This is a genomic window from Legionella busanensis, assembly GCF_900461525.1.
GTDB classification, from domain to species: Bacteria; Pseudomonadota; Gammaproteobacteria; order Legionellales; family Legionellaceae; genus Legionella_C; species Legionella_C busanensis.
In genome coordinates this window covers 594,783-608,122 of the sequence record NZ_UGOD01000001.1, presented here as the reverse complement: position 1 = coordinate 608,122, position 13,340 = coordinate 594,783, and the positions used below count along the sequence as shown (strand labels likewise).

Below are 13,340 nucleotides of genomic sequence, written 5' to 3'. Positions count from 1 at the left end.
CTTTATCGATCTATTCTGTAAGCTTGTGTTTACCAGCAGCTATGCTTTCTTCCCAGTTTTGCCCATCAAACTCTACATATTCAATGTGCTCTGCTTGATCTAACTCAAGGCACCGAGCATTTACACTAAAGTACCCTGTCGGATGAGAACGCGGCCTATAAAAAGGCATTATTCCACATACTACACAAAAAGTGTGATCAGCAATGCAGTTCCCAAATCTATAGGGCTTTAAAAATTCTTGACCGCAATGCAATTTGAAGTGTTCTTCCTTAACCATTAACTCTTGGTGACCCGATTTAAAACAAATACCACAGTTACAGAGTGTGATTGTTAAATTACGAGTAGCCGAAGCTTCAAATTTAACATTACCACAATGGCATTGCCCTACATACCATACTCTTTCTTTCTTTTCTTCAATTACCTGCGTTTTATCTTTCATACAACTTCCTATAAAACTGATTAAACTGTATTGCGTCGAGGCGAGCGACTTTGATACTCATCTTTTAAACTATTAATTACCTCAGCAATAGGCTTAGTACCGACAAGATTATTAGCTGCTCTTACGCTTAAAGTACCCTCTGTCAGCTCCTTATCCCCAACTACAATAATGTAATTAATTTGTTTAAGCTGGGCTTTACGCACTTTCTTATTAATTGATTCATTATCAAAATCAACTTCTGCTCGTAATCCAGCTTCTAAAAATTGCTCTAATACGCTCTCAGCATAATTATGATGGCTCTCGGCGACAGGCAATATTGTTACTTGAATAGGTGCTAGCCAGAGCGGAAACTTACCAGCATAATGTTCAATAAGAATGCCAAAAAACCGTTCTATTGATCCATAAATCACACGATGAATCATAACAGGACGTTGTTTTTCACCATTCGCGTCAATGTAATTTAAATCAAATCGCTCTGGTAAATTTAAGTCCAGCTGAATGGTTCCACATTGCCAAGTTCTACCGATTGCATCTCGGATATGAATATCAATTTTAGGCCCATAAAATGCACCATCACCTTCATTGAGCCTATAAGTATAGCCGCAGCGATTTAAAGATTCGATTAAACCATCTGTTGCCAATTGCCATTGTTCATCAGTTCCAATAGATTGCTCAGGCCTTGTCGATAACTCTAAGTGATAATCTAATCCAAACAATTTATACATCGATGTTGCTAATGATAAAACCTTGTGAATTTCATCAGCAATATCTGTAGGTTTCATAAAAATATGAGCATCATCTTGGTGAAAGCAACGCACTCGGAATAAACCAGATAGTGCACCGCTAAACTCATGTCGATGCACTACGCCTACTTCAGCAATACGTAGAGGAAGCTGACGATAAGAATACATATCTTCTTTATAAAACAACATGCCGCCAGGGCAATTCATAGGCTTTAAAACACTGGTTTTTTCATCAACTACACTAAGGTACATATTTTCTCGATAAAAATCCCAATGACCTGATGTTTCCCATAATTCGTGAGACATAAGTATTGGCGTTTTAATCTGCTTATAGCCTTCTCTATCATGCTGTTCCTGCCAATATCGCATCAATTCATTCCAAACAATCATCCCTTTAGGATGGATAAAAGGCATACCGGGCCCTTCTTTATGAAAAGAAAACAAACCAAGTTGTTTGCCAATGATACGATGATCACGCTTTGCTGCTTCTTCTAAGAAATTCAAATGGGACTTTAATAATTTTTTATCTGGAAAAGAAATTCCGTAGATCCGAGTCAATTGCGGATTATTCTTATCACCACGCCAATAAGCACCAGAAGTTTTCATAAGCTTGAATGCTTGTACTATCCCGAGATGAGGAATATGCGGGCCCCTACATAAGTCAATAAATTCACCTTGAGAATAAGCGCTTAAACCCTCATCTAGTTTTTCAATCATTTCAATTTTAAAAGGGTTATGGTTAAACACCCTTTTTGCTTCTTCTTTATCAGAATATTCAATACGTTTAGGCTCAAATCGTTCTTGAATAATTTTTTGAACTTCAGCCTCAATTTGTGGAAAGTCATCAGCAGAAATCGACAAATCAGCAAAATCGTAATAAAAACCTGATTCAATGGCGGGCCCTATAGTAGGCTTTGCTTCAGGATATAAACGCGCTATCGCTTGAGCAAGTAAATGCGCTGAAGAATGCCAGAATATTTCCTTACCTTCTGGATCATCAAAAGTCAGTACTTGAATCGTATCACCGTCTTGAAGCTCAGTATTAAGATCTTTAAATATATCATTTACCTTAAGCGCTACAGCCTGATGACCATTAAGAGATTTTTTTACTTGGCGCACCAAATCAAAGCCCTTTGCTCCAACTCCTATCTCAATGGCGCTTCCATCCATTAAATTTATCTGCATATATTTCTCTTTTGATCCAACTTCTGTTTCAATGACACTTCCATCCATTAAATTTGTTTGCATATATTTCTCTTTAACATCATGTAGGTTATCGAACTTCTTGCCTGATTTTATAATTTTGTCATTAACAAAAGCACAAGCTATACAAGAAGCGTATTATTTTAAAGATTAAAAATTATCAAAACCAGACTTAAGCCTTAATTTGCAGTAAAATTTGTAAAGCAGAAATAAGGACACATTTGCGAAAAGTTATACCATATTTGAACTTTGAACTGCAATGGCCAACAGTGATCGGTGTCTAATAAAATTACAGTGCCCCATAAATGCCCCTCAGGCTATAGTATAAAATAAATATTGAGGTTCTATATATAGATTTACAATTAACCCATAGGATTAAAATTCCTATGTTGTTATTTTTTACCATTTGTTATAGCATACTACCATTAGTTTTTATGTTGTTTTCCTATGGCCAGTATTGAAGAAAGAATTAATAAAGAAGGTAAAGTTAGCTACAGAGTTAAAGTAAGAATTAAAGGCTTCCCAAGCCAGCAGGCAACCTTTGCCAGAAAAACTGATGCTACGCGATGGGCGCAACAAACCGAAGTAGATATCCGTAATCGTAAACACTTCAAAACTACTGAGGCTAAAAAAAGAACACTTGGCGAAATGCTTGATCGGTATATAAGAGACGTTATCCCTCATAAACCTAAAAACAGTAGAAACACTATTCTCCATCTTAAATGGTGGCAAGAGGAATTAGGGCAATATAGCTTAGCAGATATTTCTCCATCTATTATAGCTGAAAAAAGAGACAAGCTATTATCTGGAATAACGACCCGCAATAAATTACGCTCTCCCTCTACTGTCGTTCGATATATGGCAGCTCTGTCTCATGCATTTACTATGGCAGTAAAAGAATGGGGATGGCTTGAAGACTCACCTATGCGCCGAGTTACAAAACCTAAAGAACCACGTGGCCGGGTTCGCTTTCTATCGGATGATGAACGTAACCGCTTGTTAGCTGAGTGTAGAAAAAGTGAAAGTCAATATCTTTACACTGCAGTCGTTCTTGCTCTTTCAACTGGAGCTCGAAAAATGGAACTTATGGGATTGCACTGGAAAGATATTGACTTCAATCGACAAGTTATTATTTTACACGAAACTAAAAATGGTGAAAGGCGGTTATTACCTTTAACAGGACATGCTTTCGAATTAATTAATCAATTATCAAAAGTTCGCCATCTTAGTTGCGACTTAGTATTTCCTAATCAGGACTTTACTAAACCAGTTGATCTTCGTACTCCTTTCGAGAATGCCTTAAAGCGTGCGCAAGTTAATGATTTTCGCTGGCATGATCTACGTCATAGCTGTGCTTCTTACCTAGCGATGAATAACGCAAGCCTAGCAGAAATTGCTGAAATTTTAGGACATAAAACTCTTCAAATGGTTAAACGCTACGCTCACCTATCTGACTCCCATACCAGCAAAGTTGTTGCTAGCATGAACGAAAAAATTTTTAACAATAATAGATAAGGATATTTATTATGCTCATTAGCGAAATAGTAAAATCTGTAAACAAATTGCAGGAATTCAGTAATACCACTATAGAGACAAAAAAAAATTTAGACTCATTGTTATTAGCCAATAATATAAGTATTGACAGTCACATTTTAGCCGACTTTAAGATGATAGAAGGCATAAAAGATACACTATCGTGGTTGAAAAAATATGAAATACAGGCCCTTAAAAAACAACAATTATCATTCAACCTAACAGATATCCCTCCATTTAGCCTCGCCTCTGTTCCTCTTAAACAACAAGAGCCTAAAAAAGAGAGGCCTATTCAGGTGAATATATTTCCTAAAATAATATCAGAAGACTCTCTTAATAAAAATTCTGATACAAAAAAACTCAAAGAAGAAAATGAAGAAATTAAGGAAAAAGGAGTGATACAGAAACAATGTGATATGTTAACAACCATTGATAAATTGATAGCCGAAGCAGCTACTAAAAATATTATCATCAATAAAAATAAAATGCCTGGAACCAAAGCTGAATTTGTTAATATTCTAAAACATATCGCTCCGGAGCATTTTACACAATCCCTTGCCAGGCTATCTAAGTATTTTACAAAGATGAAATTAAAATTCCAACGAGGTAGGCCTAGCAAACCATGCTCTACAATAAAGCAACTACGAGACCTGGTCGGATTAAAATAAGTAAATATATAAATTTTTTTTAACCCTATTTTCCTAAAAACATCAGAGTCTTCTAGGATCTAAAATAGGGTTATTTTTTTATTAATTTTTTGACCCTATTAACCTAATTTTTTTACAGAAAAGAGTATGTCATCGTAATGACTAGTGGCGATTAAGCCACATAACCTTTAACTCTAAGGAGTCAATATGAAGACAAAAGAAAAACCCATATTTGCAGATAAGAACCCTCGTTATATTCCTGTTCCCGACTGGGATAAATATCATCACTGGCCTACGATAGCTGCTTTACGTAGTTATATTTTCAATAAAAAAACAAATGGCTTCGAAAAGGTGGTAATAAAGCTTGGAAAGCGCGTTTTGATTAACGAAGCCGCATTTTTTGAATGGGTTGCAAGCCACAGCAAGGGAGAATGATCATGGATGATAGAAACAGTCCAGCAAATCTAGGCAGTTTGAAAAAGGTTTTTTCTTATGACAACCTATTATTTACACTCAGTAAAAAAATATTAACGGGTTACAATGCTACTCCTACATCAGCTTTTAAAACTGTTAAAAGCTACGAAACCAATTATCCACGGAAAAGAACCAAGGAGCCAACGAAATTTGTTTATAAAATTGAAACCCTGTTTATATATAATTCTGACAATGACTGGCTAGATTATCTAATAAGCTTTATATATGGCTGGAGAGAAAGAGAACGCATAGCCAGCACTTCTAGAATCACAATAAATCTCACGGATATTAATCGTTTGAGATCCTGCGCTGAGAGCCTTACGCAATCAGTTTCTATCGCTAGTTTATATTCCAAGAATAATCCGGGAATTAGACTCGCAAGACGAAACATCGAGGGGCTTAAGAAAATTATAAAAACATATGAACAATAACAATTTATGTTTGCAAGTGGATAAACACTTTATTCACTTGCAAACTTTCATGGATGATAAATTTATGTATATACAATCTCAAATTATTGTAGATCGGTTTATTCGCCGAGGAAAATTTGCTAAACAATATCTAAATGCGCACGAGAAATTGATGCTGTTTATTTTAGCCAGTTACATTGGAAAAAAATCCGTGTGCTATCCTTCAATCTCATCTTTAGCTAATGATTGTAGTTTGTCCATTGCCTCAATTAAAAGAGCAATCAAATCACTTGAAAAAAAAGAACTACTTTACGTCATAAGAAAATCTGGTTGTAATAATCACTATTCTTTTAACTTAAAACTATTTGAAGAGCTAAGTGCTGACTCGACTAAGCGCTCCCAGCTACTAGATCCTGATAGCTCTACCAACCGAGAGCAAGCTGATTTAACCCTAAGTGCTGATAGCACCTCAAATAACGATATTAATAACTCCACTAAATACACATCATTACAAGATGTTAAAGACAATACTTCTTCGTTTAAGTGTTCCAAAGAAGAATCAGTGCCTGCAATACAGGAAATTTTTAAATATTGGCAAACTACAATGAAATATCCTAGAGCCAAATTGGATAAAAAACGTAGAAAAAGGATTAAAGAAGCTTTGGCGCTTTATAGCAAAGAAGAACTTAAAAGTGCGATAGATGGCTGTGCTAACACCCCATACAATATGGGACAGAATGATAGGAATCAGGTTTATAACGATATTGAATTAATTTTTCGCGACTCAACACATATTGAACGCTTTATAAATAATTCTCAAACTAATAACAATCATTCTGTGAATGGGTCTAACAGACGCCAATTTTTAAAGGGAGTAATTTAGCTATGATGGCCAGAGAAATATCTAATTTGTTGGCACAAAATGCAGAAGATATTGCGAGATTACTATTACCGAATGGTAAGAAAGAAGGTGATGAATGGCGCGCAGGAAGTGTAAATGGTGAAGCAGGGAAATCTTTAGGTGTTCACCTTACAGGTGAAAAAGCAGGAGTATGGGCTGATTTTGCCAATGGTGATAAAGGAGACTTACTAGATCTCTGGGCAAAAACTCAAAATCTGTCTCTACATGAGGCAATAAAAGAAGCAGCTACTCATCTAGGTATATTTTCACCTCGATTTATATCCTACAAACCCGAAAAATTTGCAAAGCCCAAACAAAAATATAGAGCTATTGGACAGTCTTCCTCACCAGTAATGCAGTATTTAATTGAAAAAAGAAAACTACTTTTGGGAACTATTAAGGCCTTTAAAATCGGTGAGCGAGGCCGACAAACAATTTTCCCATACTGGCGTAATAATGAGCTTATTTTTATTAAGTATCTCAATCTAGATCGCCCTGAAGGCAAGAAAATAATGTCAGTAGAATTAAACTGCGAACCATGTTTATTTGGCTGGGATTTAATGCCTGATGCTGCAAGATCAGTAATTATTTGCGAGGGTGAAATTGACGCCATGACTTTATATCAATATGGGCTTCCAGCCCTTTCCGTGCCCTTTGGAGGTGGAACCGGAAATAAGCATCGTTGGATTGAATATGAATTTGATAGGTTAAGTATTTTTGATGAAATATATTTATGTCTAGATAATGATGAGGAAGGATTACTAGCTACATTGGAGTTAATTGAGCGACTGGGAAGACACCGATGCAGAATTGTAAATTTACCTTACAAGGATGCAAATGAATGTCTTGTTGCTAATATCGATCCCGATAAAATATACCGATGTTTTAAAGAAGCAAAAACTTGTGATCCTGACGAACTTAAATCAGCAACTCAATTTGTTGATCAGGTAATCGAATTCTTTTACCCCCCGCCAAATGCAAATCTAGGGTATCAACCACCTTGGGAAAAAACTAAAGGCAAAATTGTTTTCCGACCTGCCGAACTTTCTGTTTGGACAGGTATAAATGGCCATGGAAAAAGCCAATTTCTAGGACAGATAATTTTAGGCTGTATAACACAAGGGGCTAAAGTTTGTATTGCAAGTCTTGAATTAAAGCCCGGCCGAATGTTAATGCGACTAACTAAACAAGCTGGAGCACTTTCGCAGCCCACCAAAGAATATATTCGAGCGATTCATAAGTGGTATGAAAATAAGCTTTGGATATTTGATTTACTTGGTACAACAAAAGCTCAACGTTTACTAGATGTGTTTCTTTATGCGCGCCAGCGCTATGGAATTGATGTTTTTGTAATTGATTCCTTCATGAAACTTGATATTGCTGAGGATGATTTGAAAGCCCAGAAAGCCCTCATGGAGAAATTATGCGATTTCAAAAATGAGCACAACTGTCATGTTCATATTGTTGTTCACCCAAGAAAGGGGCAGGATGAATCAAAACCTCCTGGTAAATTAGATACGAAAGGCACGGGGGCAATTAGTGATTTAGCAGATAACTGCTTTAGTATTTGGCGAAATAAGGATAAAGAGAAATTAATACGAGAGCAATCCTTTAGTGAACAAAACACTACAGACAAGGTTATTAACTTAGAAAGTGAAGTGGATTGCGTTTGGGGCTGCGATAAACAACGTAACGGTGATTGGGAGGGTGGTTTTTCTTTTTGGTTTGATAAACTTTCACTACAATATCTTTGTAGACCAGAAAAAAAGCCCTATAGGTTTGTTGAATATTCAAGTTGTGGTGACTAAATCATTTTAAACGAGATAGAACGTACGATATTGTTAGTTTTTTAGAGTTCTATAATCTATTTAATCGCTATTTTTTTGGAAAATTATTATGGTTAAGAGACCAAAATATTCGAGGGAGTTATGCAAACAATTATTACCCCTATTTAAAGACGGTCGCTCTGTAATTGAAGTCTGTCAAGCGCTAGGTATTACCCGTAAAACTTACAATGAATGGAAAATGGAACATAAGGAGTTTAATGATGCTGCTGAAATTGCAGAAGAAGCTGCTTTTGCTAAAATTATCAGCCTAGGTCGCATGGCTCTACTTTCTAATGGCAAAATTAAAATTGATACTGCTCTTTATTGTTTTATCTTAAAGACGCAGTTTAATTATTCAGAACTTATTGCTAATTCAGTTTTAGGTTCTGAAAAAGCCCAGCCATTAACAATAAATTTTAGTGTGAAACCAGCAGTTTCTGAAGTAACAGTTACCAATGCCAAGGCTATTGATGAAGAAAATCTATTTTAAACCAGCCTTAAGAGGCGAGCATTTCGCCTCTTTTTAATAAACAGAGTCTATTTTGATTAAGAAAATAAAGATATCTTCTATAGTCTCATAGTCCATTAAGAGGAAAATTAATGAGCTTTATACTAACTATATTTTCAGCAATTATTATATTTATTTTAAGCCAGTTTGTTTTAAAGTTAATTTTAGAACCAATCTTCGAATTAAAAAAAATTATGGGACTTATTAGCTATACGCTTCTTTTATTCCGCAGCAAGCTAACTAATGCTGTGGCTGATAATGAAGTTTCAAAAGAAGTTAAGACGTGCTCTTCCAAACTTCTCGCTATATATAGCACTATACCTCTTTATCGTTATCTTTATAAAATATTTTATTTACCCTCCTATACAGAGCTACTAGAAGCCGCTCGCAACCTTAACTTAATCCATTCTTATATGTTAGAAGGATATAAAGAACATATAAAATCATGTAATCTTAAAATACATCTTCCAATTGAGATCTCAAACGCAATCGATAAAATAGGTGAGTTATTAAATGTTACAACGTCATATCAAGAAGAAACAAATACATAGTATTTTATTGTAGGTAGCATTTAACCTTTTTGCTTTTTTCGTCTACGGTTACTTTCACTAATTGCGTTTCGACCTGCTTTTGTTTTAGGTCCTGTTGACAAGCCACCATGCAATTTACAGCGTCCATTTATTGCATTATCTCTAAAGTTGTCCCAAACAGGTGGAGCCTGACATAAAGTTTTTTTTCTAGTTTTAGCGCTGCATGTTCCTCTTTCAGATCGCCGAGTCTTCGGAGAATTAGCAAATAATGAAATGTGGATATTAAAGTTTTTATCAAAATATAATGCAACCATATTTACGTCTCCTATTCCTAATTAAATCCAGACCCCATGACGTGCGCGTGTGTAGCGTCACCCTTCATTGCTTGAGACCATATTCAGATTCATTGGTTGCTCTAAATCATTATACAAGCCTATCTACTATATTTTATAAAAAGTATAGGAATAAAATTTATATAAAAGGAATTAATTATGCGAGGTTTACCTTTAAGACAAAGGATAGGTATATCTTTCGGAATTTTATGGCTTTTAATTTCTATACTTGTTTCCCTATTTTTCTCAAATTTTGAAAGTGTAATGACAGGGGTAGTTATATTTTTAATATTGGGCATTTTGCCAGTAATTATAATAAGTTGCCTCTGGTGGATACTGGAAGGAGTAAGCTGGACAAAGAACAAATTAATTATCACCCTCAGTGTAATTATAACCCTATCTTTAGTAATTTTTTGCTATGCCTATATATTTAATGATGCTTCAAAAGCTCTCTTAAATGCAACATGGGGAATGTCTGAAAATGAAGTAAAACATGCTAATAGTGAAAGCGACTCGATTTGGGGTGATAGTCATATCCCGCTGGATTTTGATGGTGAAAGAGGAGTTATACAACCAGCTCCAAGCTCAATTCACAATGCTGAAAAGGTTGTAATGATATCCCAAGATAAATTGTTTTTACCAGAATATAGCAAAAATTTTATCGTAGGTTATTATTTTTTAGATAATCACTTATATGGATATGACTTGACCTATTCGACAGAAAGTATAAAAGAAATTAAAGATATTTTGGAAAAGCTCAGAGATAAATATGGCAAGGGGATTGTACTTAAAAAAGTTTCTGGAAATGAGAATGAAATCGTAGCTATTGGTTGGGTACAAGAAAAACAGCATATTTTTTTCTCTGTAAGAAGTAGAATAGATGACAGTGTACTTAAATACTTTGTTAATATTGAAGTTACTTATCTTCCTATCTATAACAAAATTTATAACCCTTGATAATCTATGTCTCTCAAAACTGATCAATGATTGGATAAATATAAGTCTTTTAAGCTACTTGCCTACTTTTTATTATCTATAATCATAATAAAGGAAAAGTGCACTGCAATGGAAAGGTTATGGAAACTAAAACAGGAATTTTGAATTCAAATGGCTTTCAATACCATTTTGTCCGGCACATATATTATAACAAACAAAGCAAAAAAATTTTTAGTGAAGAAATTATCGAAGATAATACCGAAGATTGGCTAATTAATAAAATTCAGGAAAAAAACAACACTGGCAGTTGGCAAATATATTTTAATGAGGGATGTACTTTCGACTTGCAAAAAGAATTAATTTCTGAGCTTGATAGTTCTTCTTGACTATAAGTTAGATTTTATGGGACACTGGTGGGACATTTAAAAATAAAAAATAGCAATAATCTACAATAGACAGAGATAATAGTTTTAAGTTAACCTTTTGATAAAATTATTGTTATTTGTTGACATTGGCAGCCACTTGTTAATCACATATAACTCATAATCCGTTGGTCCTAGGTTCAAGTCCTAGTGGGCCCACCAATAAAATCAAGTAGTTACGTAAGTTTCAGAAAAATTCAAAAAAGTTATGTAGACAAATTTTTGGGTCTTTCCCATTTACGGGGGCAGCTTTAATCATCCACAGAGGACCTTAACACGGGTTCTGTAGTTTTCAAAATTTCTAAAGCCATAGGCACGTCGTTGAATGAGCTTCATCTTACGATGGAAGCCTTCAGTGATACCATTTGACTTAGTGAATCGCCACATACGTGCACTTTCCTCTTTCCAAGCAAACAAGGTTTTGCCAAGGGCTTTTAAGGCTTTAAAAGGGCTACTCTTAAGTTGTTTAATCATGTCCAAGAAAATAGGAATGAGCTCTCGACAGCGATGTTTATCTAGCATTTTATGCATTAAGATGTCATGAAGCTGTTGTTGAAATTGATAAACGGCTTCGATGACGGGATTATCGTTTAAGAAGCAATCACGCTTTGCTAGGGCTGCAGCAGGAAGCTTATGGGGTCGAGTACGTAATAGGTTTAGTAGCCCTCGATTGTATTTCAGGTTGTTGGTTAATTCACGATAAGTCATCATGCACTGATGTTGGATTAAGCGAATAACATGAAAGCGATCAGCCACGATTAACGCGTTAGGGAAATAGGTTTTAACGATGGCCCGATAGGTGGTGCTTAAGTCCATACAAACAACTCTAACGCGTTCTTTTTGTTGAAGTGCATTGAGGTAAACGTGTAACTCACTTGCTTTACGCCCTTTAGCAATATCAAAGATTTTGTGATGACGAAGGTCACAAAGCGTTGTTGCAAACCCTTGTTTGCGATTAAAGAAATGCTCATCAATCCCTAAAATACGGGGGCAAGCCTGATTGCTACGTTCTTGATGTTGCTCCTGATAATGCTTGTGATACCAGCGCTCAATGGTGGCTTTCCCTTTCTTATAGTGGTTTGCAAGCTCCTTTTGTGAAACACCGCGGGTATGCTCGTGGAAAACCGCGGCTTGCAAACGCCATGTCGACCTTTGATGTTTGTTAATGCCGGGGAATTGCTGATTACTGTAGCGACCACAATCGTTGCAATAAAGCTTATAGGCTCTGAATCGTAGAATACTTCGTCTATGGCCAATCAATTCATGATGAACTAACCGCTCGTAGGCGGCTTTCTTACGCACTGATTTACTAGCACAATGTCCACAACGTGCTAAACGCATATATCTGATATCTAATAATAACGGTTGATAACCGCTTACTTTTTGTACTGTAAATCCCGGTAAATTTAAGATAACATTAAACTTCGGCACTTTAATCTCCTTTTTGATCGCTAAATCAAGGGGTTAGTTTATCCTAACCTGATTAAAGTGCCCCCTCAAATGGTGTAGAGCCAAATTTTTTAATTATTGAGCCCTTCTGGAATTCAATATATTTTTTGTTTCAAATTTTAAAACCTAATATCCCAGTCTTAGACATCAAAACTATAAACTTCAATCACTATTTATAGTCTATTATTAATGAAAATTATACAAAGCTTCCGATATTGAATGTCTCATGAAAACTGAATGGAAAAAAGTGGATGATGATTGGTATGAAAAAAAAACCATAAATGAACAAAGAGTTCCAGTTTTTACTTATCATTATAAAAGAAAGTCAGCCTCACCAACTCCTACAATTCTATTAAAAACCAAATTAGCACAAAATTTATGTGGGTATATTTTAATAAAAAAAGACATTAAAGATACGATTCTATTTATTCAAGAGCATAATAAACTTGTTCAAACAAGTGATAATATTGGAAAAAATATTATATTAAAAGGTCTGACAAGAGCTATTGTTATCACTTATGGGAAATGCTTTACAGATGCTGATGGAAGGAAGATCAGACTAGATAAAAAGTTCATTAAAACTAAAACGAACCAAGAAATACATGCACTTTTAATGGAAATGAGAAATCAATATGTCGCCCATGCAGGCAAATCCATTCATGAAAAAATATGCCTGTCATTACTCTGTCCTCCTCCAAAAGAAGTCAACAAGGTTTTAAGGGGTAAAAATGTAAAGGGAAAGATTATTTTAGAACAACAACTATTCCAAACAACGTCTACTATTGAGTTCAATGACGGCACTGTTTTATCATTATTAAATGAACTACGTAATAGTCTTGATAAAAAAATTTCCCAAATTCAAGAAAAGTTGGGGCTAGAAAATCTAGATCCTGTAAAGCTTTGGAATTTAGTTAAAAGGAACAAAGTATTTCACATTGATGAAGTAATTCTAGAAAAAATTCAACAAAAGTAGGTTAGGCTAAGCCA

Annotated in this window: 15 protein-coding genes; 11 read left to right on the top strand and 4 right to left on the bottom strand. The window is 35.1% G+C overall.

Annotated features, from left to right (window positions below):
* Positions 1 to 10 precede the first annotated feature (10 nt).
* Both DYH30_RS02780 and thrS read right to left on the bottom strand, forming a co-directional pair.
* Positions 11 to 439 carry a GFA family protein gene (locus DYH30_RS02780; protein WP_115330192.1) on the bottom strand — a complete coding sequence of 143 codons (429 nt, stop codon included), beginning with the start codon at positions 437 to 439 and terminating at the stop codon, positions 11 to 13.
* A 20-nt stretch (positions 440 to 459) separates the two neighbouring features.
* Complete coding sequence (gene thrS / locus DYH30_RS02775) at positions 460 to 2,430, bottom strand: threonine--tRNA ligase (RefSeq protein ID WP_207385776.1); 1,971 nt, start codon at positions 2,428 to 2,430, stop codon at positions 460 to 462.
* A gap of 402 nt (positions 2,431 to 2,832) precedes the next feature.
* Between thrS and DYH30_RS02770 the strand changes: the two genes are divergently transcribed.
* From DYH30_RS02770 to DYH30_RS02735, 8 genes are all read left to right on the top strand, one after another.
* Positions 2,833 to 3,900 (top strand): tyrosine-type recombinase/integrase, encoded by a 1,068-nt coding sequence (locus tag DYH30_RS02770; RefSeq protein WP_115330191.1) that lies wholly within the window; start codon positions 2,833 to 2,835, stop codon positions 3,898 to 3,900.
* An 11-nt stretch (positions 3,901 to 3,911) separates the two neighbouring features.
* Positions 3,912 to 4,586: a hypothetical protein gene (locus DYH30_RS02765; protein WP_115330190.1), complete on the top strand. Its 675-nt coding sequence runs from the start codon at positions 3,912 to 3,914 to the stop codon at positions 4,584 to 4,586.
* A 186-nt stretch (positions 4,587 to 4,772) separates the two neighbouring features.
* Positions 4,773 to 5,000 carry a hypothetical protein gene (locus tag DYH30_RS02760; protein ID WP_115330189.1) on the top strand — a complete coding sequence of 76 codons (228 nt, stop codon included), beginning with the start codon at positions 4,773 to 4,775 and terminating at the stop codon, positions 4,998 to 5,000.
* Between the two features lie 2 nt (positions 5,001 to 5,002).
* Positions 5,003 to 5,470: a hypothetical protein gene (locus tag DYH30_RS02755; protein WP_115330188.1), complete on the top strand. Its 468-nt coding sequence runs from the start codon at positions 5,003 to 5,005 to the stop codon at positions 5,468 to 5,470.
* A gap of 64 nt (positions 5,471 to 5,534) precedes the next feature.
* Entirely contained in the window at positions 5,535 to 6,332 is a 798-nt protein-coding gene (locus tag DYH30_RS02750) for a helix-turn-helix domain-containing protein (RefSeq protein WP_160116145.1), read from the top strand.
* A gap of 2 nt (positions 6,333 to 6,334) precedes the next feature.
* A complete protein-coding gene (locus DYH30_RS02745) occupies positions 6,335 to 8,158 on the top strand; it encodes a bifunctional DNA primase/helicase (protein WP_115330186.1) in 1,824 nt (607 codons plus the stop codon).
* 88 nt (positions 8,159 to 8,246) lie between these two features.
* On the top strand, positions 8,247 to 8,666 hold the full coding sequence (locus tag DYH30_RS02740) for a transposase (RefSeq protein ID WP_115330185.1): 420 nt from the start codon (positions 8,247 to 8,249) through the stop codon (positions 8,664 to 8,666).
* A gap of 110 nt (positions 8,667 to 8,776) precedes the next feature.
* Positions 8,777 to 9,235: a hypothetical protein gene (locus DYH30_RS02735; protein ID WP_115330184.1), complete on the top strand. Its 459-nt coding sequence runs from the start codon at positions 8,777 to 8,779 to the stop codon at positions 9,233 to 9,235.
* 20 nt (positions 9,236 to 9,255) lie between these two features.
* Here the strand turns inward: DYH30_RS02735 and DYH30_RS02730 are convergent, their stop codons facing one another.
* On the bottom strand, positions 9,256 to 9,528 hold the full coding sequence (locus tag DYH30_RS02730; protein WP_207385777.1) for an HGGxSTG domain-containing protein: 273 nt from the start codon (positions 9,526 to 9,528) through the stop codon (positions 9,256 to 9,258).
* A 177-nt stretch (positions 9,529 to 9,705) separates the two neighbouring features.
* Here DYH30_RS02730 and DYH30_RS02725 point away from each other — a divergent pair, with 177 nt between their 5' ends.
* The gene (locus DYH30_RS02725; protein ID WP_115330183.1) at positions 9,706 to 10,503 is read left to right on the top strand and encodes a hypothetical protein; all 798 of its coding nucleotides are present in this window, start codon (positions 9,706 to 9,708) and stop codon (positions 10,501 to 10,503) included.
* Positions 10,504 to 10,622: 119 nt separating this feature from the next.
* Entirely contained in the window at positions 10,623 to 10,868 is a 246-nt protein-coding gene (locus DYH30_RS02720; RefSeq protein WP_115330182.1) for a hypothetical protein, read from the top strand.
* 291 nt (positions 10,869 to 11,159) lie between these two features.
* Here DYH30_RS02720 and DYH30_RS02715 read toward each other — a convergent pair whose 3' ends face one another.
* Positions 11,160 to 12,335 carry an ISL3 family transposase gene (locus tag DYH30_RS02715; protein WP_115330181.1) on the bottom strand — a complete coding sequence of 392 codons (1,176 nt, stop codon included), beginning with the start codon at positions 12,333 to 12,335 and terminating at the stop codon, positions 11,160 to 11,162.
* Positions 12,336 to 12,579: 244 nt separating this feature from the next.
* Between DYH30_RS02715 and DYH30_RS02710 the strand changes: the two genes are divergently transcribed.
* On the top strand, positions 12,580 to 13,326 hold the full coding sequence (locus DYH30_RS02710; protein WP_115330180.1) for a hypothetical protein: 747 nt from the start codon (positions 12,580 to 12,582) through the stop codon (positions 13,324 to 13,326).
* Positions 13,327 to 13,340 lie beyond the last annotated feature (14 nt).